This is a genomic window from Planomonospora antibiotica, from assembly GCF_014647955.1.
Lineage (GTDB): Bacteria > Actinomycetota > Actinomycetes > Streptosporangiales > Streptosporangiaceae > Planomonospora > Planomonospora parontospora.
In genome coordinates this window covers 1-21,592 of record NZ_BMQE01000065.1, presented here as the reverse complement: position 1 = coordinate 21,592, position 21,592 = coordinate 1, and the positions used below count along the sequence as shown (strand labels likewise).

Annotated in this window: 21 protein-coding genes; 12 read left to right on the top strand and 9 right to left on the bottom strand. The window is 73.2% G+C overall.

The window, feature by feature from the left end; all coding sequences use genetic code 11:
* Positions 1 to 115 precede the first annotated feature (115 nt).
* The gene (locus IEZ06_RS32850; protein ID WP_189240565.1) at positions 116 to 715 is read right to left on the bottom strand and encodes an ATP-binding protein; all 600 of its coding nucleotides are present in this window, start codon (positions 713 to 715) and stop codon (positions 116 to 118) included.
* A 158-nt stretch (positions 716 to 873) separates the two neighbouring features.
* Complete coding sequence (locus IEZ06_RS32845) at positions 874 to 1,689, bottom strand: SAM-dependent methyltransferase (protein WP_189240564.1); 816 nt, start codon at positions 1,687 to 1,689, stop codon at positions 874 to 876.
* Between the two features lie 211 nt (positions 1,690 to 1,900).
* Here IEZ06_RS32845 and IEZ06_RS32840 point away from each other — a divergent pair, with 211 nt between their 5' ends.
* The 4 genes from IEZ06_RS32840 (at position 1,901) to IEZ06_RS32825 (ending at position 4,225) form a co-directional block, all read left to right on the top strand.
* The gene (locus IEZ06_RS32840) at positions 1,901 to 2,818 is read left to right on the top strand and encodes a Sco1979 family transcriptional regulator (protein WP_307811794.1); all 918 of its coding nucleotides are present in this window, start codon (positions 1,901 to 1,903) and stop codon (positions 2,816 to 2,818) included.
* Between the two features lie 160 nt (positions 2,819 to 2,978).
* Positions 2,979 to 3,347, top strand: coding sequence for a hypothetical protein (locus tag IEZ06_RS32835; protein ID WP_189240563.1), 369 nt, complete (start codon positions 2,979 to 2,981; stop codon positions 3,345 to 3,347).
* Between the two features lie 184 nt (positions 3,348 to 3,531).
* Positions 3,532 to 3,891: a TraR/DksA family transcriptional regulator gene (locus tag IEZ06_RS32830; protein WP_189240562.1), complete on the top strand. Its 360-nt coding sequence runs from the start codon at positions 3,532 to 3,534 to the stop codon at positions 3,889 to 3,891.
* A gap of 1 nt (position 3,892) precedes the next feature.
* The gene (locus IEZ06_RS32825) at positions 3,893 to 4,225 is read left to right on the top strand and encodes a TraR/DksA family transcriptional regulator (protein ID WP_189240561.1); all 333 of its coding nucleotides are present in this window, start codon (positions 3,893 to 3,895) and stop codon (positions 4,223 to 4,225) included.
* Positions 4,226 to 4,334: 109 nt separating this feature from the next.
* On the opposite strand, the gene eda is transcribed toward IEZ06_RS32825, so the two are convergent.
* The 4 genes from eda to zwf form a co-directional block, all read right to left on the bottom strand.
* On the bottom strand, positions 4,335 to 4,955 hold the full coding sequence (eda, locus tag IEZ06_RS32820) for a bifunctional 4-hydroxy-2-oxoglutarate aldolase/2-dehydro-3-deoxy-phosphogluconate aldolase (RefSeq protein ID WP_189240560.1): 621 nt from the start codon (positions 4,953 to 4,955) through the stop codon (positions 4,335 to 4,337).
* Entirely contained in the window at positions 4,952 to 5,917 is a 966-nt protein-coding gene (gene glk / locus IEZ06_RS32815; RefSeq protein ID WP_189240559.1) for a glucokinase, read from the bottom strand. The genes eda and glk overlap by 4 nt, the downstream gene beginning before the upstream one ends.
* Positions 5,914 to 7,938 carry a phosphogluconate dehydratase gene (gene edd / locus IEZ06_RS32810; protein WP_229799040.1) on the bottom strand — a complete coding sequence of 675 codons (2,025 nt, stop codon included), beginning with the start codon at positions 7,936 to 7,938 and terminating at the stop codon, positions 5,914 to 5,916. Before edd ends, glk begins: the two co-directional genes overlap by 4 nt.
* A 65-nt stretch (positions 7,939 to 8,003) precedes the next feature.
* Positions 8,004 to 9,488 carry a glucose-6-phosphate dehydrogenase gene (gene zwf, locus IEZ06_RS32805; protein WP_068893906.1) on the bottom strand — a complete coding sequence of 495 codons (1,485 nt, stop codon included), beginning with the start codon at positions 9,486 to 9,488 and terminating at the stop codon, positions 8,004 to 8,006.
* A gap of 143 nt (positions 9,489 to 9,631) precedes the next feature.
* On the opposite strand from zwf, the gene IEZ06_RS32800 reads away from it, so the two are divergent.
* Together IEZ06_RS32800 and IEZ06_RS32795 are read left to right on the top strand one after the other, a co-directional pair.
* Entirely contained in the window at positions 9,632 to 10,801 is a 1,170-nt protein-coding gene (locus IEZ06_RS32800; protein WP_189240558.1) for an ROK family transcriptional regulator, read from the top strand.
* A gap of 92 nt (positions 10,802 to 10,893) precedes the next feature.
* Complete coding sequence (locus tag IEZ06_RS32795) at positions 10,894 to 13,296, top strand: ATP-binding protein (RefSeq protein ID WP_203872320.1); 2,403 nt, start codon at positions 10,894 to 10,896, stop codon at positions 13,294 to 13,296.
* Between the two features lie 109 nt (positions 13,297 to 13,405).
* Here IEZ06_RS32795 and IEZ06_RS32790 read toward each other — a convergent pair whose 3' ends face one another.
* Positions 13,406 to 13,678: a hypothetical protein gene (locus IEZ06_RS32790; RefSeq protein WP_189240557.1), complete on the bottom strand. Its 273-nt coding sequence runs from the start codon at positions 13,676 to 13,678 to the stop codon at positions 13,406 to 13,408.
* Between the two features lie 180 nt (positions 13,679 to 13,858).
* On the opposite strand from IEZ06_RS32790, the gene IEZ06_RS32785 reads away from it, so the two are divergent.
* From IEZ06_RS32785 to IEZ06_RS32770, 4 genes are all read left to right on the top strand, one after another.
* On the top strand, positions 13,859 to 14,251 hold the full coding sequence (locus IEZ06_RS32785) for a ChaB family protein (RefSeq protein WP_189240556.1): 393 nt from the start codon (positions 13,859 to 13,861) through the stop codon (positions 14,249 to 14,251).
* 189 nt (positions 14,252 to 14,440) lie between these two features.
* On the top strand, positions 14,441 to 16,102 hold the full coding sequence (locus IEZ06_RS32780) for a catalase (RefSeq protein ID WP_189240555.1): 1,662 nt from the start codon (positions 14,441 to 14,443) through the stop codon (positions 16,100 to 16,102).
* Between the two features lie 206 nt (positions 16,103 to 16,308).
* On the top strand, positions 16,309 to 16,680 hold the full coding sequence (locus tag IEZ06_RS32775) for a type 2 periplasmic-binding domain-containing protein (RefSeq protein ID WP_189240554.1): 372 nt from the start codon (positions 16,309 to 16,311) through the stop codon (positions 16,678 to 16,680).
* Positions 16,681 to 16,776: 96 nt separating this feature from the next.
* Positions 16,777 to 17,154: an ABC transporter permease subunit gene (locus IEZ06_RS32770; protein ID WP_189240573.1), complete on the top strand. Its 378-nt coding sequence runs from the start codon at positions 16,777 to 16,779 to the stop codon at positions 17,152 to 17,154.
* A gap of 21 nt (positions 17,155 to 17,175) precedes the next feature.
* Here the strand turns inward: IEZ06_RS32770 and IEZ06_RS32765 are convergent, their stop codons facing one another.
* Complete coding sequence (locus tag IEZ06_RS32765; RefSeq protein ID WP_189240553.1) at positions 17,176 to 18,723, bottom strand: cache domain-containing protein; 1,548 nt, start codon at positions 18,721 to 18,723, stop codon at positions 17,176 to 17,178.
* Positions 18,724 to 18,936: 213 nt separating this feature from the next.
* Positions 18,937 to 19,353 carry a CBS domain-containing protein gene (locus tag IEZ06_RS32760; protein ID WP_189240552.1) on the bottom strand — a complete coding sequence of 139 codons (417 nt, stop codon included), beginning with the start codon at positions 19,351 to 19,353 and terminating at the stop codon, positions 18,937 to 18,939.
* A gap of 100 nt (positions 19,354 to 19,453) precedes the next feature.
* Between IEZ06_RS32760 and IEZ06_RS32755 the strand changes: the two genes are divergently transcribed.
* Positions 19,454 to 19,996 carry a cysteine hydrolase family protein gene (locus IEZ06_RS32755; RefSeq protein WP_189240551.1) on the top strand — a complete coding sequence of 181 codons (543 nt, stop codon included), beginning with the start codon at positions 19,454 to 19,456 and terminating at the stop codon, positions 19,994 to 19,996.
* Positions 19,997 to 20,052: 56 nt separating this feature from the next.
* On the top strand, positions 20,053 to 21,492 hold the full coding sequence (locus tag IEZ06_RS32750) for a DUF2254 family protein (RefSeq protein WP_189240550.1): 1,440 nt from the start codon (positions 20,053 to 20,055) through the stop codon (positions 21,490 to 21,492).
* Positions 21,493 to 21,592: the final 100 nt, after the last annotated feature.

Here is a 21,592-nt window from a genome sequence, read left to right as displayed (position 1 = left end):
GAGGGAAACCTCTCCGGCCGGAGGATCACCGGCCGGAGGGCCGTCATCGGGAGGCGCCGCCCGGCGAGGGCGGGAGCGAGGGGACCGGACGGCCCGGCGCCGCCCCGCACCGGGGTCAGGGCGCGTCGAAGCGGATGGCCTGGAGCAGGTCGGCCGCGGGGCGGTCCAGGATCGTGACGCTGGCCGCCGGGGGGAGGGAGCCGGTCCGGGCCCGGGCGACCAGCGTCCGCCAGCGGCGGCAGTGCCGGGCGAAGAGCGGGCCGGTCACCACCCGCCCCCGCGTCACCTGCCCCTCGCGGGCGGTCTTCGGCTCGACGTCGAGCATGACCAGGTGCAGCCCGGTGCCGTTCAGGCGGGCGATCCAGGCCAGGCCGTACAGGATGTGCGGCCAGGTGCCCCGGCTGTGCGCGACGACGGCGTGACCGGCGAGCAGGGCGCGGACGATGCGGGCCATGTGGGTGGTGTGCACGATGGGGGTGCGCAGGCGGACGGGCAGCGAGGAGAGGCGGGGCGCCCACCAGGCGCGGGACTGGCGCGAGTCGATGACCTGCGCGCCTCCCGCCGCCACGGGCCCCGTCTCGTCGCCGCGCAGGCCGTACAGCCGGTCCAGCAGGGTGCTCTTGCCCGCGCCGGGCAGACCGGTGAGCAGCACCAGGGAACCTGCCGGATAGGCCAGGTCCCGGACGGACGGGGGGCAGGCCGGGGTGGCGGCCATCGCGTGCACCTCGCAGGGGGTCGGGAGACGTCCTCCCATCATGCGTGCCTGGGCGCGTCCATGTGCGGATAAACGACCGGCGGCCTCTGCGGACGTACGGTGCCGGGCGTCCGCCGCCGGGTCGCGAGCCCGCGCGCCGCCGGGTCGCGGCCCCCGGGTCACGGTTTGCGGGCGACGACGCCGAACTGGGCCACTTCGGAGGGGGCTCCGCCGAGGTCGGCGAACTCCGGACGCCAGCGCGAGCACGACACGATGCCGGGCTCCAGCACCTCGAGGCCGTCGAGGAAGCCGGCGATCTCCCGGCTGCCGCGGGCGGTGATCGGCGGGGTGGCGTGCTCGTTCCAGAACCGCATGGCCTCGGCGTTGGCCTCCCCGCCCAGCTCCAGGGTGGGATGGGTGAGCACCAGGTGGCTGCCGGAGGGCACCGCGTCCATCAGCCGCCGCACGATCCCCCGGGCCTCTCCGGTGTCGAGGATGAAGTTGAGGAGCCCCAGCAGCATGACCGCCACCGGCCGGTCGAAGTCCAGCGTCCCGGCGGCGGCCTTCAGGATCGCGCCGGTGTCCCGCGCGTCGGCGTCGACGTAGTCGGTGGCGCCCTCGGGTGTGCTGGTGAGCAGGGCCCGGGCGTGCACCAGCACCATCGGGTCGTTGTCGACGTAGACGATCCGCGCGTCCGGCGCCACCCGCTGCGCCACCTCGTGGGTGTTGTCGACGGTGGGCAGCCCGGTGCCGATGTCGAGGAACTGGCGGATGCCCGCCTCGCCCGCCAGATGGCGGACCGTCCGGCCCAGGAACGCCCGGTCGGCGCGCGCGACGTGCACGATGCCGGGGAACATGCCGAAGACCCGTTCGCCGACCTCGCGGTCGGCGGGGTAGTGGTCCTTGCCGCCCAGCCAGTAGTTCCACACCCGGGCGTTGTGCGCGACGCCGGGGTTCAGTCCGCCCGGCCCGATGGGGGCCCGCTCGTCTTCCACGCGTTCTCCTCGGCGTCCGTGCCTCCGTCGATCATGATGATGATAGTGAATTGTCTGCTTATGGGGTCCGGCTCACGCCGCCCGTCCCGATCCTGCACGGTCCGGCTCGCACCGCCCGTTCTGATCCTGCGCGGTCCGGCTGACGCGGCCGTGCAGGCGTGGAAAACTTGACCCGGCCGGATAGGGCGGTTTTGCCGTGGAGGGAGCGGGCTTGCGTACAGTTCCGTCGGTAGGCGACCACACCGAGGACCATGCCTCCGGTTGCGGGCAGGCGGGTCCCACGGTCCTGCGGATGCTGGTGGGCGCGCACCTGCGCCGCCTCCGCACGGCGTGCGGGATCACCCGCGAGGAGGCGGGGAGGGCGATCCGGGCCTCCGACTCCAAGATCAGCCGACTGGAGCTGGGCCGGACCGGGTTCAAGCAGCGGGACGTGGCCGACCTGCTCACCCTCTACGGCGTCACCGAGGAGGCCGAGCGGGAGACCCTGCTCGCGCTGGCGGTGCGGGCCGGAGCGCCGGGCTGGTGGCACGAGTACGGCGACGCGGTCCCCCACTGGTTCGACGCCTACCTCGACCTGGAGCAGGCCGCCTGCGTCATCCGCACCTACCAGCTCCAGTTCGTCCCCGGCCTGCTGCAGACCGAGGACTACGCCCGCGCGGTGATCGCCTCCTCCTCCGGAGGCGCCTCCCCGGAGGGGATCGAACGCCGGGTCGCGCTGCGGATGCGGCGGCAGCGGCTGCTGCACCGGCCCGATCCGCCCAGGTTCTGGGCGGTCATCGACGAGGTGGCGCTGCGCCGGTTGATCGGGGGGCGCGCGACGATGCGCGCCCAGATCGAGCGCCTCATCGAGCTCGCCGAGCTGCCCCACGTCACCATCCAGATCATGCCGTTCGGCGCCATCGGCCACGCCGAGACCGCCGGGCCGATCACCGTCCTGCGCTTCCCCGAGGGCGAACTGCCCGACGTGGTCTACCTGGAGCAGCTCTCCGGCGCCGTCTACCTGGACAAGGAGGCCGACACCGCGCGCTACCGATACGTCATGAACCGGCTGAGCGTGGAGGCCGGGCAGCCGTCCGAGACGGCCGAGATCCTCCACCGGATCCTCGCGGAGACCGGCCAGTCCGGCTGAGCCCGCGGCCGTCCGGAGTCCGCCGCCGTCCGGGAGCCCGGCCCCCGCCGGTTCCGCGGGGCGTGCCGTACCCGCCGCGGCCCGGCCGCTGGGCCGCGGGAACCCGGCGGCCTGCGCGGAGTGTCCCTTTCCGCGGGGAGTTGGGCTATGGTCGGAGGCGATGAGGGAACCGCGGTGGGGCACACGCAGGCCCACTGCCGTAGCGGCCGTGGTGGGCCTCGTCTTCGTGGTCCTCTTCTTCGCGGTCGCCCCCTCCTCCTGGTCCACCGGCCGGCGGTCCGCCGACGCCGGGACCAGCCTGCAGATCCCCCACACCGGCGGGACGCACCAGTCGACCGCCCCGAGGGTGCTGGCGGGCGGGGCCGAGCACCTGCCCACGCCGGGACAGTTGCGTTCCCTGCCCGCCGTGGGTGAGCCCGCCGCGCTCCTCGTCCTGCTACCGCTCACCCTGCTGGGCGCGGGCCCGGTGACGGGTGCCCGGTGCTGCGCCCGCCGGGTCGTCACCCCGCGCAGCCCACCGCCGGCCTAGCGTTCTCCGTCCTGTCCTTTCCCGGACCTCCGCCGAGCCCGCCGCACGCGGCCTCGACGGGGGTCTCCCGGCTGTGCGTCCCGCGCGGCTCCGCGCGTCCGCCGCCGGCCGGGACCGGATCCCACGGTGACGGGCCGCGATCGGCCCGAGCCGTCAGCGAACCATGCAAGGAGTCGGTGTCGTCATGGGTGACATCAGATCGGCGAGCAGGCTGCTGGGCGAGTACCAGCGGCACACCGCGCAGTTGGAGGAACTGCGCGCGCTCCTGCACGAGCGGCTCACCGCCGCGCGGCAGGAGTGGAGGGCCCTCACCGAGGGCGGGCGCGGGCTGGAGCGGCCTGCCGGGGACGGGCCGGTCCCGCTGGCCTGGGGACGCGCCGAGCGCGCCAGGGCGGCCGTCGCCGAGATCGAGGCGGCGATCGAGCGGCTGGACTTCGGGGTCTACGGCACCTGCGGCCGATGCGGGACGTTCATCGCGCTGGAGCGGTTGCGGAGCGTCCCGCACACCCGCCGCTGCGCCGCCTGCGACGACGGGAGGAAGTGAGATGACCGTCGGGACCCATCTCAGCAGCGTCCAGCTCGGCACGATCCGGGAGGAACTGGAGGAGCAGCTGTTCCGGTGGAACAAGCGGCTGGCCGAACTGGAGGCGGCGGTGAACGACGATGCGGTGGAGGTGTCGGAGAAGGCGGAGCTGCTCGCCGACATCGTCTCCGCGGAGCGGAACGCCGCCGTCGTGCGCGACGCCCTGGCGGGGATCACCGGGCTGACCTACGGCCGGTGCGACGGCTGCGGTTCCGCGATCCCCTACGAGCGGTTGAAGGCCAGGCCCCTCGCGCGGCTGTGCGTGCAGTGCCAGCGCAGCCGCGAGACCCGCTGAACCGCTGAACCGGCGTCACCGCGGCCGCGGTGACGCCGGAGACGGAGATGGCCCATGACCGCCGGGTGGGCGGCCATGGGCCGGTTCCCAATCAGGCGGCCGGGCGGCCTCAGGCGGCCGGGCGGAGCGCGGCGGCCTCGGCGGCGAGCTTCTCGATCCGGGCGTAGTCACCCGAGGCGAGGGCGTCGGCCGGGGTGAGCCAGGTCCCGCCCACGCAGCCGACGTTCGGCAGCGCGAGGTAGTCGGGAGCCGTCGCGAGCCTGATCCCGCCCGTCGGGCAGAAGCGCACGTCGGGCAGGGGGCCGCCCAGCGACTTCAGGTACGGCAGGCCGCCCGCGGCCTCGGCCGGGAAGAACTTCATCTCGGTCAGCCCGCGCTCGGCCAGGGCCATGACCTCGGACGCGGTCGCGACGCCGGCCAGGAACGGCACGCCGCCGTCCTCCATGGCGTCCACCAGCGCGGCCGTGCTGCCCGGGCTGACCAGGAACTTCGATCCGGCCTCCACCGAGGCGGCGACGTCGCGCGCGGTCCTGACGGTTCCCGCGCCGATCACGGCCTCGGGCACCTCGGCGGCGATCCGCCTGATCGCCTCCAGCGCGACGGGGGTGCGGAGGGTGACCTCGATGACCGGCAGGCCGCCCGACACCAGGGCGCGGGCCAGGGGCACCGCGGTCTCCAGGTCGTCGATCACGACGACCGGGACGACCGGGGCGATGTCGAGCAGACTCATGCGTACTCCAGGTTGGACGTGTTCGCCAGGCGCTGGGCCAGCCAGGCCGCCGCGCCGGTGAGGGCGGGCTGCGGAGCCACGATCAGCGTGGTGGCGATGGCGGACAGGTAGTCGTCAAGGGTCGGGGTGGCCTCGAACCTGCGGCGGAAGTCGCTGGCCAGCACCCGGTCCACGATACGGGGCAGCACGCCGCCGCCGAGATAGACGCCGCCGCGGGCGCCCAGCGTCAGCGCGACGTTCCCGGCGAAGGTGCCGAGCAGGCCGCAGAAGACGTCGACCGTCTCCGCGCAGAGGGAGTCGTCGAGCCGGTCCACGATGTCGGCGGGGGCCAGGCGCGGCGCCTCCACGCCGCGCACCAGCGCCAGCGCGCGGTGCAGCCGGGTCAGGCCCGGTCCGGACAGCAGGTGCTCGGCCACCACGTGGCGGGCCCCCTCGGAGTGCAGCGCCCGGACGATCTCGCGGTCCCGCTCGTCCAGGACCGGCACGGTCACGTGCCCGCCCTCGCCGGGCAGGGGGATCCACCCCTCCGCCGCGGGCACCAGGCCCGCGACGCCGAGACCCGTCCCCGGGCCGAGCACCGCCTTGACCCCGCGCGACGGCTCGGGGCCGCCGAAGGAGACCAGGTCGTCGCCGGCCAGGTGCGGCAGCGACGCGGCCAGCGCCTCGAAGTCGTTGAGCAGTTCGACGTGCGGGATCCCCAGATCGCGCACCGAACCCGACCAGCCGGCGTTGGTCAGCCGGTAGCGGTCGCCGTCCACCGGGCCCGCGATCGCCAGACAGGCCGCTCCCGGCCGAACTCCGCCCGCATGGTCTGCGAGATAGGCGGCTACGGCTTCGGGGAGCCCGTCGTGGTCCCGGCCGGCCAGCACGGCCACCGACTCCGGCCGGCCACCGGGCTCGGTGACCAGCCCGAACCGGGCGTTGGTGCCGCCGATGTCGGCGACGAGCCAGGGGTGGCTCATGCGTCCCCTCCGTCGGACGGAACGGCCTTCCCGGCGTCCTCGGCGCCCCCGGTGTCGGTGTTCCCGGCGTCCGCGGCGTTCCCGGGGGCCACGGTGTCCCTGGTGTCCCCGGTGCCTCCGGCGTCCGCGGTGCCCGGGGCCGATCCGGCCTCCGCGGCGCCCCCGGCGGACCGGGCGGCGCTCTCGGCGCGGCCGTTGAGGGCGAAGATGCCCGCGCCGCGCTCGGCGGGGCCCGCCGCGGCGCGGAAGGCGGCGAACAGCTCGCGGCCGGTGCCGACCCACTGGGCGTCGGTCAGCGGGGCGCCCTGCGGGGTGCGGGCGGCCAGCTCGCCGGCCGGCACCAGCAGCTCCAGGGTGCCCGCCGTGGAGTCGAGGCGGATCGGGTCGCCGTCCTGGACCAGCGCGATCGGACCGCCGTGGGCGGCCTCGGGCGACAGGTGGATGGCGGCCGGGACCTTGCCCGACGCGCCCGACATGCGGCCGTCGGTGACGATCGCCACCTTCTGGCCGCGGTCCAGCAGGACCGACAGCGGCGGGGTGAGCTTGTGCAGCTCGGGCATGCCGTTCGCGCTCGGGCCCTGGTAGCGGATGACCGCCACGAAGTCCTGCCCGTCCAGCTCGCCCGCCTCGAAGGCGCGCAGCAGCTCCAGCTGGTCGTCGAAGACCTTCGCCGGGGCCTCGACCACCAGGTGCTCGGGCTTGACGGCCGAGACCTTGATGACCGCGCGGCCCAGGTTGCCGTCGAGCATGAGGGTGCCGCCGTCGGGCGAGAAGGGGTCGCTCACCGGTCGCAGCACGTCGAGGTCGCCGCTGCCCTCGGTGCGCTCGGTCCAGACCAGCTCGCCGTCCTTCAGCTCGGCCGCGGAGCGGTAGTGGCCGAGTCCGCGCCCGGCGACGGTCAGCACGTCGCGGTGGAGCAGCCCGGCGTCGAGCAGGTCGCCGATGAGCACCTGCATACCGCCCGCGGTCTGGAAGTGGTTCACGTCCGCCTGGCCGTTGGGGTACATCCGGGTCAGCAGCGGTACGGCCTTCGACAGGGCGGCCAGATCGTCCCAGAGCAGCTCGATCCCGGCCGCCGCCGCGATGGCGACGATGTGCATGGTGTGGTTGGTCGAGCCGCCGGTGGCCAGCAGCGCCACGCAGGCGTTGACGATCGCCTTCTCGTCGACGACCTTCCCGACCGGGGTGTACTCGTCGCCGTGCGCGGTGATCTCCACCGCCCGCCGGCCCGCCGCCTTCGTCAGGGCCTCGCGCAGCTCCGTGCGCGGGTTGACGAACGTCGCGCCCGGCAGGTGCAGGCCCATGACCTCGATCATGACCTGGTTGGAGTTGGCGGTGCCGTAGAACGTGCAGGTGCCGGGGGAGTGGTAGGACTGCGACTCGGCGTCCAGCAGCTCGTCCTTGCCGACCTTGCCCTCGGCGAACAGCTGCCGGGTGCGGGCCTTGACCTTGTTGGGCAGGCCGGAGGTCATCGGCCCGGCGGGCACGAACACCGCGGGCAGGTGGCCGAAGTGCAGCGCGCCGATCAGCAGGCCGGGCACGATCTTGTCGCAGACGCCCAGCATGAGCGTGGAGTCGAACATGTCGTGGGAGAGCGCGATCGCGGTGGCCATCGCGATGACCTCGCGGCTGTAGAGCGAGAGCTCCATGCCGGGGCGGCCCTGCGTGATGCCGTCGCACATCGCGGGGACCCCGCCGGCGAACTGGGCGACGCCGCCCGCCGTACGGACGGCGTCCTTGAGGACCGCCGGGTAGGTCTCGTACGGCTGGTGCGCCGAGAGCATGTCGTTGTAGCTCGACACGATCGCCACGCCGGGCCTGACGCTCGCGCGCAGGGCCGGCTTGTCGATCCCGGCGGCGGCGAAGCCGTGGGCGAGGTTGGCGCAGCCCAGGCTGGAGCGGGCGGGGCCCCGCCCGCGGGCGGCCTCGGCCTCGGCCTCCAGGCGTGCCAGGTAGGCGCCGCGGCTGCCGCGGCTGCGCTCGATCAGGCGGTCGGTGACCTCTTGGACGACGCGGTTCATCCGGCCTCCTCCATCGGTGTGGGTGTCGGTTCGCTCGGTCGGGTCGGTCGGGGCGGAGCCGTCGTTCACGCGGGGTCCTCCTCGTGCCAGGCGCGGCCGCTGCGGTCGACGAGCTCGTGCGCCCCGGCCGGGCCGGAGGTGCCCGCCGGGTACGGCTCGGGCAGCATGCTCTGCGACTCCCACTCGCGCAGGATCGGGTCGATCCACCGCCAGGCGGCCTCCACCTCGTCGCGCCGCATGAACAGGGTGGGGTTGCCGGCCAGGACGTCCATGAGCAGCCGCTCGTAGGCGTCGGGCACGCGGCCGGAGAAGGTCTCGGCGAAGCTCAGGCTCAGCGGGACCGGCTTGAGCGCCACCTCGCCCGCGCCCGGCTCCTTGGCCATGATGTGCAGCCGGATGCCCTCGCTCGGCTGGAGCCGGAGGACCAGCCGGTTGGGCGCGCTGCCCGGGAAGATCGAGTGCGGCACGTCCTTGAACTGGATCACGATCTCCGAGCACCGGTACGGCATGCGCTTGCCGGTGCGCAGGTAGAACGGCACGCCGGCCCAGCGCCAGTTCTTCACCTCGGCGCGGATGGCCGCGAAGGTCTCCACCCGGTGGGAGGCCTCGGTGGGCGGGGTGCCGTCGGGCTCGTCGAGGTAGCCGGGGACCTGCACGCCGCCGGACTCGCCGGCGGTGTACTGGCCGCGCACGGTGAAGCGGTCGACCTCGCTGCCGGTGATCGGCCGCAGCGACTCCAGGACCTTGACCTTCTCGTCCCGGATGGACTCGCGGTCGTTGCGCGCCGGCGGTTCCATGGCGACCAGGCACAGGAGCTGCAGCAGGTGGTTCTGGACCATGTCGCGCAGGGCGCCGGCGTGGTCGTAGTAGCCCCGGCGGCCCGGCGTGCCGACGGTCTCGGCGACGGTGATCTGGACGTGGTCGATCCAGAGGGAGTTCCAGATCGGCTCCAGGAACGCGTTGGCGAAGCGGAGCACGAGCAGGTTCTGGACGGTCTCCTTGCCCAGGTAGTGGTCGATGCGGAAGATCTGCCGCTCGTGGAAGATCTCGCCGACCTCGTCGTTGATGTGCCGGGCGCTGGCGAGGTCGCGGCCGAGGGGCTTCTCCAGCACCACCCGCGAGGCGGGGGTGACCAGGCCGGCGCGGTTCGCCTCGCGGCAGAAGGGGCCGAACGTCATGGGCGGGCTGGCCAGGTAGAAGACCCGGTCCCGCTCCTCGTGGCCGGCGAGCAGGGCGCCGAGGCGCTGCCAGCCGGTGGGGTCCTCACCGGAGATGTCGATGGTGACGTGGTGCAGGCGGTCGAGGAACCGCTGCCAGACGCCGCGGTCCCCGGCGTCGTCCACCGGTACCGAGGAGCGGACCTCGGCGTCGACCTTGCCGCGGAAGTCGGCGTCGTCGAGCCCGCCCCGGGACATCGCGATGATCCGGGTCCCGGGGGCGAGCAGCCCGTCGCGGTCGCAGTGGTAGAGCGCGGGGAGCAGCTTCCGCATGGAGAGGTCGCCTGTGCCGCCGAAGACGATGAGGTCGGCGGTCTTGGGGGTCTCGGACATGAGGGAGCTCCGTGGTGATCTTCCGGTTTGAGGATAGATCGGACACTAGCCGTGTCTTGTGCTTTACACAAGCGGAGTTTTGTCATCTGAGATGAGAAAGTAGGAACCTTTCATTTCCAAAGGGGGTGTGGTTCACTTGGCCGATGCCTCGACGTCCCGCAGCCGCGCTCGCCACGAGCGGCGAGGTGCTCCGCCTCATCCGCACCGGTGAAGCCGTCACCCGTGCGGACATCGGACGCGTCACCGGCCTGTCCCGGCCCGCGGTCTCCCTGCGCGTCACCGAGCTGCTGGACCGGCGCCTGATCGTGGAGGACAACGAGGGCCCCTCCACCGGCGGGCGCCCACCCACCCGCCTGGCCTTCAACGCCGCCGGCGGCGTCGTCCTGGTCGCCTCGCTGGGCGCCAGCCGCGCGCAGATCGCCGTCTGCGACCTCGCCGCCGGCGAGCTGGCCCGCGCCGACCTCGCCGTCGACGTGGAGGAGGGGCCCGACGTCGTGCTGCCCCTGGTCATGCGGACCTGGGAGGAGCTGCTCGGCGACCGCCCCGCGAGCCTGATCCGGGCCGTCGGCCTGGGCGTCCCGGCGACCGTGGAGTTCGCCGCGCGCCGTACCGAGAGCGCCCGCATCATGGCGAACTGGACCGGTGTGGCCATTCCGCCGATCATCGCCGAGCGCTTCCCCGTGCCCGTCTTCCTGGACAACGACGTCAACGTCATCGCCATCGGCGAGCACCGCGCGGTCTACGCCGGCCAGGCCGACGACCTGCTGTTCATCAAGGTCTCCACCCGGATCGGCTCGGGCGTCATCGCGGGCGGCGAGATCCTGCGCGGCGCGCTGGGCGCGGCCGGGGAGATCGGCCACATCCCGGTCCGCGACGGCGGGGGAGTGCTCTGCCGCTGCGGCAACACCGACTGCCTGGACTCGGTCGCCAGCGCCACCGCGATCCTGCGCAGGCTGCGCTCCCGGGGATACGAGGTCAAGACCCTCGCCGACGTGGTCGCCCTGGTCCGGGGCGGGGACGCCGAGACGATGACGGTGATCCGGGACGCCGCCCGGATGCTGGGCGAGGTCGTCGCCAGCGCGGTCAACATCCTCAACCCGGCCGTGGTCGTCCTAGGCGGCGACGTCGCCGAGACCTTCCAGCCGCTGGTGTCGGGGGTGCGCGAGGTCGTGTACCGCCGCTCGACCGCGCTGTCCACCCGCAACCTGCGCATCGAGCGCAGCCGCCTCGGCCCCGGCGCGGGCATCGTCGGCTGCGCCCACATGGTCCTCGACCACATCCTCTCCCCGGAGGCGGTCGACTCCCCGCCCTGACCCGCAGGGGCACGGCGGCCCGGCACGCACCGTACCCGCGCGATGGCGTGGGGTGCCCGGATCCGGGGCAGGCTGCACCGATAGTGGGTGTCGTGCGGAGCGGATTCGGGAAGCGGTTCCGCCAGGCCTCCCGGACGGGGATGGCGCTGGTGGTCCTCGTCGCGCTGCTCGTCGCCGTGACCGGCACGGCCCTGTCGCTCTGGGTCGGCGCCGCGCTGCGGGAGGCGCAGCAGCGCAGCGCCGAGCAGCAGCTGGACCGGCGCGCGACGCTGATCACCGACGCGGTGGCCGCCGAGAGCGGCCGGTACGCCGACGCGCTCCGCCTCCTGGCCGCCGCGCTGGGATCCCACGAGCGGCTGACGAAACCCGAGTTCGACCAGACGACGCGGGTGCTGGAGGACATGCGGCTGGCCGGGGCGACCTCGATCGCCCTCATGGTGCCGGCCACCGACGAGCAGATCCCGCGCGTGCAGGAGTTCTGGCGCCGCCGCGGCGTCCCGGACCTCGTCCTGAACGCCGAGGGGCGCGAGCGTGAGCACGTCTTCTCCGTCCTCAGCCGGTCACTGGACGGGTCCACCCGGACGGCGACCGGGATCGACGCCAGCCAGGCCGCCGAGTCCGCCCGGGCTCTGGCCGTGGCCCGCCGCAGCGGCCAGGTCACGGTCTCCGACACCTACCTGCTGATCCGCGACCGCCACCTGCCGCCGGAGCGCAGGCAGCTCTCGTTCGTGCTGACCGCACCGGTCTACGGGCGGGTCGAGGGCGACCGGCGGCCGTTCGTCGGCTGGGTGCTGATGGGGGTGCGCGGCAGGGACTTCATCGACGCGACCCTGCGGCGCACCACGCAGGGCCTGACCGACGTGCGGCTGCTCGCCCGGCACGAGGACGGCACCCTGGCGCTGCTCGCCGAGCTGTCCGGCGGCTCCCGGCGGGACCTCCCCCGGGACCTGCACCGCACCACCTCGGTCCGGGTCGCCCAGCGCGACTGGCAACTGGAGATCGACGCCGCCTCCGCGCTGCTGCCCGGCGCCCACGGCCCGCTGCCCGGCATCGCCACCGCGGTGGGAGTCGTGCTGAGCCTCCTGCTGGCCGCGCTGGTGTCCGCACTGGGCGGCGGCAGGGAGCGGGCCCGGGCGCAGGTGGTGGCGGCCACCGCCGGGCTGCGCGCCGCCGAGGCCGACGCCCGCCGCCAGGCCGGGCTGCTGGCCGCGGTGCTCGACAGCGCCAGCGACGGCGTCGGCGTGGTCGATGGGCGGGGCGGGTTCCTGCTGCACAACCCCGCCGCCCTGGAGATCCTCGGTGTCCCGCCCTCACCGGGGGGACCCGAGACCTGGCAGGGCCACTACGGCATCTTCCTGCCGGACGGCAGTGCGCCGTTCCCCGCCGAGGACCTGCCGATGACGCAGGCGCTGGCCGGGCGGCGCGTGGAGCAGGTGCCGATGATGATCCGCAACCGGGCCCATCCCGAGGGGATCGTCCTCTCCGTCTCGGCGCAGCCGCTGGACCCGTCGGGCGGGCGCTCCGGCGCGGTGACGGTCTTCCGCGACATCACCGCGTTGCGCGAGTACGAGGCCGAGCTGGCCGCGTTCGCGGGAGTTGTCGCGCACGACCTGCGCCGCCCGCTGACCGCGATGCGCGGGTTCGTCGAGCTGGTCCGCGACGAGCTGGACGAGCTGGCCGGTGAAGGCTCCCGCGAGCCCTCCGGGGCGGCCGGCGCCGGGAAGACGCGGGAGCCGGCGGTGCGGGCCGTGGCCGGCGAGTGCGTGCGCCACCTGGACCAGGCGCTGGCGGGCATCGCCCGGATGGCCGGCCTGATCGACGACCTGCTGGCGTACGCCACCGCCCGGGACGCCACGCTGCAGCCGAGGGAGGTCGACCTGGACGCGCTGGTGCGGGAGATCGCCGCCGAGCACCTGACCGCGGCCGCGGCCGACCCCGGCCGGCCCGCGCCCCGGATCGGCGTCGGCCCGCTGCCCGCCGTGCACGCCGATCCGCCGCTGGTCCGGCAGCTGGTCGACAACCTGCTCGGCAACGCCGTCAAGTACGTCCGGCCCGGACAGGGCGCCGAGGTGGAGGTCCGGTCCCTGCCGGCCCCGCCGGGGCGGGTGCGGATCGAGGTGGCCGACCGGGGCATCGGCATCCCGCCGGGCCAGCACCAGGCCATCTTCGCCGGATTCCACCGGGCCGCCGGGGGCTACACCGGAACCGGTCTGGGCCTGGCCATCTGCGAGCGGATCGTGGAGCGGCACGGCGGCGCGATCATCGCCGAGGACAACCCGGGCGGCGGCGCCCGGTTCCGCTTCACCCTGCCCGCCGCGCAGGACGGACCCGCCGCTGAGGACGGGCCCGGCAGGGAAGACGGACCCGCCGCTGAGGACGGGCCCGGCAGGGAAGACGGACCCGCTGCTGAGGACGGACCCGGCAGGGAAGACGGGCCCGCCGGGCGCGGCGGGGACGAAGAGGGCGGTGGGGACGGCGGAACCCGGGCGGAGTGAGCGGGCCCGCCCGGCCCGCCCCGGGCCGTCCCGGAGAACCTCCCCGGAAGGCGCCCCCGGACGGCGCCTCTCCGGACGGCGTCCCCGGACGGCGCCGTCCCGGACGGGGTCAGCCCGCCTCGGTCATCCCTCCACGCTGCTCGCGATTCCGGTTCTGCCGGCGGACGGCGATCCCCATGTCCACGGCCGCCACCACGGCGAGCACGGCCATCACCGCGGTTATCCAGACGAGACCGGCGGCGAAACTGAGCACGCCGATGGCGATGGCGGCGATCATGGCGAACGATCCCAGCCGGATATGGACCACGTCGCGGGGCGTCGCCGGGACCATCGTCTTGCCGGTCCTGGACGTCTGCTCCGGACGCTGCGGTTCGTGAGTCATATCGCACCCTCCTCCGTATCAGACCGCTCCCGTACCCACGGCGACCCCTCCCATGCGCCCTCCCGCCGGCAGGGCCGTACGGCCGCGCCGGGGTGGAGGCTCCGGCGAATGTTCCCGTGCGGGGCGGGAAGGGGCGACGGGCACGAGGACACGGACGAGCGGAAAAGAGGTGATCGCGCGATGCCGGCACGCGAGGAACTGCCGTCGACCCTGCGGCGCTCTCCCAAGAAGGCGCAGGAGACCTGGATCAAGGCGCACGACTCGGCGGTGGAGACCTACGGGGAGGGCGAGCGGGCGCACCGTACGGCGTTCTCCGCGCTGAAGCACTCCTTCGAGAAGGTCGGCGACCACTGGGAGCCGAAGCAGGAGAAGGGGCCCTCCGACGCGCAGGCGCGCAAGAGCACCCCCCGGGCGGGGAAGACCGCCGAGGGGGTGGACGCGTCCGCGTCCAAGGAGCACCTGTACGGCATCGCCCGGCGCCTGGACGTCAGGGGGCGGTCGGCGATGACCAAGGGGCAGCTTGTGGAGGCCATCAAGAAGGCCAACAGGAAGCGCACGGCGGACGCCCGCTGACCCGAGCGGACCCGGACCGGCACCCGCCGGTCCGGGTCCGGCTCCGCGTCGGACACCGGACGCCGGACGGCGGCGCCCGGTGTGTGGAGCGCGGCATTTTTCCGAAGATTCTCCCCGCCTTCGCTATAAGCCGGTCGGCAGCGGATAGGAAACGCCGGAAGCGAACGCAGCAGGGAGGGAAGCGTCATCATGACGGACGTGTCGAGCATGGGACCGCAGCCGGGTGACGAGCGTCCGGTGCTGACCAACCGGCAGGGCCATCCGGTGTACGACAACCAGAACCAGCGCACGGTCGGCGCCCGGGGCCCGGCCACGCTGGAGAACTACCAGTTCCTGGAGAAGATCAGCCACTTCGACCGGGAGCGCATCCCCGAGCGGGTGGTGCACGCCCGCGGGGTCACCGCCTACGGCTTCTTCGAGGCCACCGGCTACCTCGGGGACGAGCCGATCGGCCGCTACACCCGGGCGAAGCTCTTCCAGCAGGCGGGCAAGCGCACCGACGTGGCCGTGCGGTTCTCCACCGTGATCGGCGGCCGGGACTCCTCCGAGGCGGCCCGCGACCCGCGCGGCTTCGCGGTGAAGTTCTACACCGAGGACGGCAACTGGGACCTCGTCGGCAACAACCTGGCCGTCTTCTTCATCCGGGACGCCATCAAGTTCCCCGACGTCATCCACGCGCTCAAGCCGGACCCGGTGACGTTCCGCCAGGAGCCCAACCGGATCTTCGACTTCATGTCGCAGACGCCCGAGTGCATGCACATGCTGGTCAACCTCTTCAGCCCGCGCGGCATCCCGGCGGACTACCGGCACATGCAGGGGTTCGGGGTCAACACTTACAAATGGGTCAATCAGCAAGGAAAGACGCATCTGGTCAAATACCACTGGATGCCCAAGCAGGGCGTGCGGAGCATGACCGTCGAGGACGCCTCGGCCGTGCAGGCGACCGAGCTGGGGCACGCCACCAAGGACCTGCACGAGGCCATCGACCGGGGCGACTTCCCGGAGTGGGAGCTCCTGGTGCAGGTCATGACCGACGAGGAGCACCCCGAGCTGGACTTCGACCCGCTGGACGACACGAAGGTCTGGCCGGAGGACCAGTTCCCGGCGCGGCCCGTCGGCCGGATGGTCCTCGACCGGAACGTGCAGAACAACTTCGCGGAGAACGAGCAGATCTCGTTCGGCACCGGCGTCCTCGTCGACGGGCTGGACTTCTCCGACGACAAGATGCTGGTCGGCCGGACGTTCTCCTACAGCGACACCCAGCGCTACCGGGTGGGCCCGAACTACCTGCAGCTCCCGGTCAACCAGGCCAAGAACGCCGACGTGCGCACCAACCAGCGCGACGGCCTGATGACCTACCACGTGGACGGCGCCGGGGAGAATCCGCACGTCAACTACGAGCCGTCCATCAACGGGGGCCTGCGCGAGGGGCGGTTCCCCACGCACGACGAGCAGGGGCCCGTGATCACCGGGCGCCTGACCCGCAAGCGCATCCCGCGGACCAACGACTACAAGCAGGCCGGCCAGCGCTACCTGCTGATGGAGCAGTGGGAGCGCGACGACCTCGTGCACAACTTCGTCACGCTGCTGTCGCAGTGCGACCGCCCCATCCAGGAGCGCATGGTCTGGCACTTCCTGCTGGTGGAGGACGACCTGGGCCTGCGTGTCGGCGAGGGGCTGGGCATCGGCCCGGACGACGTCTCGCACCTGGAGCCGCTGGCCAGCCAGGACCTCACCGACGAGGACCACGAGCGGCTGTCCAGGCTGGGCAAGAACGGGCCGCGTGACGTGAGCGGCCTGCAGATGACCCACTGCGTCCCGAACCAGCGGGCGGTCGTCACCCGCGGGTGAGGCGGACGCCCGCCCGCGGGCGGGCGTCCGCGCCGCGCCGGATCCCCGGTTCCACCGGAGCCGGGGATTCAACGTGTCCGCGCGGGGCAGTCGGGCGTCCGGCCCCGCCGTCCCACGCGGAGGACCGCCGTACGGCCTCCTCCCGCGGGGCGCGGCGCCGATGCGCGATCCGCGTCGGGCCGCCACGACCGGCGAGGAGGACCCCCATGCTCCGTAGCCCCGTGCCCGCCCGCCGTACGGCACCCGCCCGCCGTACCGGTACGGTGACCGCGGCGCTCCTGGCCGCGGCGCTGACCGCCTGCGGTGGAGTCGGCGCGAACGACGGCGAGAAGGGCGGCGCGGTGTCACTGACCACGATGGGCTTCGGCCTGCCTGACGAGATCGCCACCGTCCGCGTCGACGCGTTCAGGAAGGCGCACCCCGGGACCGCGCTCACGATCAACCAGGGGCAGTTCGACGAGCAGGCGTTCCTGTCGGCGGTGGCCGGCGGCAACCCGCCGGACGTCGTCTACCTGGGACGCGACCGGATCGGCAGCTACGCGGCGAGGGGGCGATCCAACCGCTGGACGGCTGCGTGACCGAGCAGGCGATCCCGATGGACGACTTCTACCCGGCGGCCCGCGAACAGGTGCGCTACGACGGCAGGTGGTACGGCGTGCCAGAGTTCTACCTTCCTGCTCCGGCAGTTCCTGCTCGGCGTGCCGCGCTACGTCTTCGAGGCCGCGCGGGTGGACGGCGCGTCGTATCTCGACCTGTTCCGGCGGATCGCGCTGCCGCTGGCGCGACCGGCTCTGATCATCGCCTTCGTCTTCGAGCTCAAGGCGAGCTGGTTCGACCTGATGAAGCCGCTGATCTATCTGCAGGACCCGGCGCTCTACACGCTGCCCCGCGGGTTGAAGGCGGTGGTGGACCAGTTCTACCAGGGCGGGGACCCCAAGTGGGAGATCGTGCTGACGGCGAGCGTCGTCACCACGCTCCCGCTGGTCGTGGTCTTCTTCCTCGGCCAGCGGTACTTCGTCCAGGGCATCGCGACCACGGGACGCCGCGGGTGACGCCTGGGGACCGCCCCGGCCTCAGCCCTCCCGCATCCGGGTGAGGAGCTCGGCGAAGTCGGCCTGCATGCGGGCGGCCTCGGCCGACAGGTCCTGGGAGAGCCCGGCGATCCGCGCGGCCACCTGCCCGGTCGCCTCGGCCGAGCGCCGCACGCTCACGCCCCGCGCGCCGCCGCCGTCACCGGCGATCGCCGCGGCGACCTCCTCGGTGCTGGTGCCCAGACTGCGCACGACCCCGGCCATCCGGTCGATGACCTCCGCCGCGCCCTGCGAAGTGCTCTGGATCGCCTCCACCTCCCGCGCGATCTCGTCGGTGGCCTGCGAGCTCTGCTGCGCCAGTTCCTTGACCTCGTTGGCCACCACGGCGAAGCCCTTGCCGACGTCGCCCGCGCGGGCCGCCTCGATGGTGGCGTTGAGCGCCAGCAGGTTGGTCTGCGCCGCGACCCTGCGGATCACCTCGACCACGCCCCCGATGGTCTCGGCCGCGGTGGTGAGACCGTTGACCGTACCGCTGGCACTGGTCGTCTCGGTGGCCGCCTGCGCGGCCGTCGTCGTCGACTGCTCGGCCAGGTGCGAGATCTCCCGGACGGTCTCGACCAGTCCGCCGGTGGTGGAGCCCAGCTCCTCCGCGCCGTCGCGCATGGCCAGCACGGCCTCGTCGAGGCGGGCGACCACCGCCGAGACGGTGCCCTCCAACTGCGCGGCCAGCGTCTCCACCGAGCGGCGGCGCTCCTCCTCCGCCCTGGCGCGCAGTTCCTCGTGCTCGCGCTCCAGCGCCTGCTTGCCGGAGAGGTTGTCGCGCAGCACGCCCAGCGCGCCGGCCATCCGGCCGATCTCGTCGCGCGACACCGGCGGCAGCGCCACCTGGTGGTCGCCGTCGGCGAGCTTGCGGGTGGCGGCGGTCAGCGCCCGCACGGGCCGCGAGATGCTGAGCCCGACGACGGCGAGTACGCCCAGGACGGCGAGCACGACCACGCCGGTCTGCAGGATCGTGGCCCGCTGCTTGTCGCGGATGATCTCCTGCATGTCGCCGACGTAGATGCCGGTGCCGACCACCCACTCCCACGGCTCGAAACCGGCTACGTACGACAGCTTGGTGACCGGCTCGTCCTCGTCCGGCTTGGGCCACTCGTACTCGACGAAGCCCGCCCCGGAGGCGCGCACCGTCTTGACGAACTCGACGAACAGCAGCTTGCCGTTCGGGTCGGCGTTGGCGGACAGGTCCTTGCCGTCCAGTTCGGGCTTGGTCGGGTGCATGACCATGAACGGGCGCATGTCGTTGATCCAGAAGTAGTCGCCCTCGCCGTAGCGCATCGCCTTGACCGCGGTCAGCGCGGCGGTCCGCGCCTGCTCGTCGGTCATGGAGCCCTCCTCCGCCTGCCGGTGGTAACCGGCGATGACCGAGTGGGCGGTCTCCACCAGGCTCTGCACCTTCGCCTTGCGGGCGGCCAGCTCGGTGGGCTCGACGTCGGCGAAGCGGATGGCGCCCACGGAGAGCACACCGATGACGGCGACGGTCGCGAGCGCGGTCAGCTTGGCCAGGATGGGGATGTTGCGCAGATTCGGCATGGCGGTGACCTCTCAGGGCTGCTGTGCGCTCCTGATCGGCCCGAGGTCCCGCGAGCTGAGTGATTTGGGTTACATCCGGGGACGGGTCGCATCCCGGCGGCGGGTCGCGTCCCGGGGACGGGCCGCAGCCCGGTGGCGGGCCGGCCTGCGTCGGAAAGGCCGCCGGGGCCGCCCCCGCAGGCGGGAGCGGCCCCGGCGGCCGGACGAGACCGGTCAGTCGGTGCTCAGCGCGTCGAGCAGGTCGCCGACCGGGCGGTCGGGGAGCGCCCGGGCGACGTCCGCCAGCGCGACGATGCCGACGAGCTTGTGCCCGTCGATCACCGGGAGCCTGCGCACCTGGTGCGAGGCCATCGTCCGGAGGATCTCGGCGGCGTCGTCGTCGGCGCCGATGGTGACGGCCTCGCCCTGGGCCAGCTCACCGGCCAGGCAGGACTTGGGATCCTTGCCCTGGGCGAGCACCTTCACCACGATGTCCCGGTCGGTGAGCACGCCCTTGAGCCGGTCGTCGGTGCCGCAGATCGGCAGCGACCCCACGCCCAGGCGCGCCATCTTCCCGGCGGCGTCGATGACCGTCTCGTCCGCGTTCACGCATTCCGCGTTCGGAGTCATGATCTCCCGTGCGGTCGTCATCCTCGCTCCTTTCGACGGTTTCGGAAACCTGCGGCTTCCCGTCGCGGGCCGGATGAAACCGGTCCGGCATGAAGGGTGAGCACGGGGATAGAAGGGATGGATGAGCACTGCGGCACTGATCGTCATGGACATGCTGAACCCGTACGACCACCAGGACGCCGACCTCCTGGCGGAGAGCGTCGAGCGGATCGTGGAGCCGCTGGCGGACCTCGTCGGCCGGGCGCGCGGCAGCGAGGACGCCGAGTTGGTCTTCGTCAACGACAACCACGGCGACTTCACGGCGACGCGGGACGACATCGCGGCCCTCGCGCTGAAGGGCAGGCGCCCCGACCTGGTCGAGCCGGTGCTGCCGCCGGACGACAGCCCCTTCCTGGCCAAGGTGCGCCACAGCGGTTTCTACGGCACCTCCCTGGAGTACCTGCTGAACCAGCGGGGTGTCGAGACGGTGATCCTGGCGGGACAGGTGACCGAGCAGTGCGTCCTGTACAGCGCGCTCGACGCCTACGTGCGGCACTTCTCCATCAGGGTGCCGCGCGACTGCGTGGCGCACATCCACCCCGACCTGGGGGAAGCGGCCCTGCGGATGATGGAGCGCAACATGGGAGCGGAGATCGTCGGCTCCGACCGCTGCCTGACCGGCTGACCGGCGGGGATCGCGCACGCCGTTTCCCGGTGGCGGATCGCGGGTAGCCGGGCGCGGTGTCTGAGATATCGCGATTACAGCGCTATGTGCCCGCACGGCAGGACCTCCGGGTCCGGCTGCGGCTGTCCGTCACCGAGTTCCTGCTCACCCCCCTGCTCATGGTGCTCGGGGCGGTCGCCCTGGCACTGGGCTCCGTACTGGTGGACATGTCGTCGCCGGACTGGCCCCCGGACGTCCGGAACCTCTTCCTGCGGCTGTTCCCGCACGAGAACCTGCTCGGGATGCTGCGGGTGATCGCGACCGGGCTGGTCACGGTGACCACGCTCACCATCTCGGCCCTGCTGGTGGCGATCTCGCACACCGCCACGACCGTCGCGCCGGTGGTGTTCGACCAGTTCCTGCGGCGCCGCGCCAACCAGGCGTACTTCGGCTACGTCGCGGGCTGCGCCACCTACACCTACCTGGTCATGGCCGTCTCCCGCCCCCGCTGGGCCGGGGTGGGCGCGCTGCTGGCCGTCGTGCTGGCCGCCGGGGCGCTCGTCCTGCTGGTCTTCATGGCCTACGTCATGATCGACCAGATGCGGCCGACCTCCGTGGTCCGCTCGATCCAGGACCTGGCCTTCACCGCGCGCCTGCGCCAGCTCCCCCTGCTCGCCCGATCCCGTACGAGGCCGGTCGTCGACGGCGACTCCCTCCCGGTGACCACCCGGGCGACCGGGTACGTGGTGGACATCAGCACCGCCCGCCTGGAGAGGCTGCTCGCGCCGACCGGGGACGCCGTGGAGGTCGCCTTCCAGGTGCGGATCGGGGACCTGCTCGCCTACGGGGACACCGTCGCCCGCATCCGCGGGGGAGACGAGGAGTCCCGCCGCCGGGTCGCCGACGACGTCCTGGACTGCGTGACGATCGACCGGGTCCGCAACGCCGACGTCGACCCCGACCACGCCATCGAGCAGCTCGGCAACATCGCCTGGGCGGCCACCTCCACCCGGCAGAACCCCGACGTGGCGCTGGCCTCCGTCGGCGCCCTGCGCGACCTGTCGGCCCGGTGCGCCGCGGCCGGCGTCCCGGAGGCCGAGGCGTACGGAGGACCGCTGCCGGTGGTCTACGACGACGCCCTGCAGCGGCGGATCGTGGCGGCCCTGGTGGACCTGGTGGTGGTCAGCACCTCGTCCCGGCAGCACCAGACCTGCGCGGTGGCGCTGTCCACCCTGGCGGAGATCCTGCCCCAGCTGCCGGACCGCGACCGCGACCTGGCGGTCAAGAGCCTGCAGCGGGCGCTCCCGGCGACCCTCTCCCACGTGGCCAGCGTGGAGATGGGCCGGGGCCTGGCCAGGCTGCGCGCCGCGTTCGACACGATCGGCCGGGAGGACATGGCCGACCAGGTCCGGGACATGGGGCCGAGGCTGGTCCGGGAGAGCGGGCTGGAGGACGACCTCATCGACCACCTCGACGACAACGACATCACCGGGCCCCGGCCGTTCCGCTTCCGCTGACCGGGCCGGCCGGGGTCACCGCCGCCCCGGGCCCTCGGCGGGCAGGCGGACGGTGAAGACGGTGCCGCCGCCCTCCCGCGGGGCGGCGGTGACGGTGCCG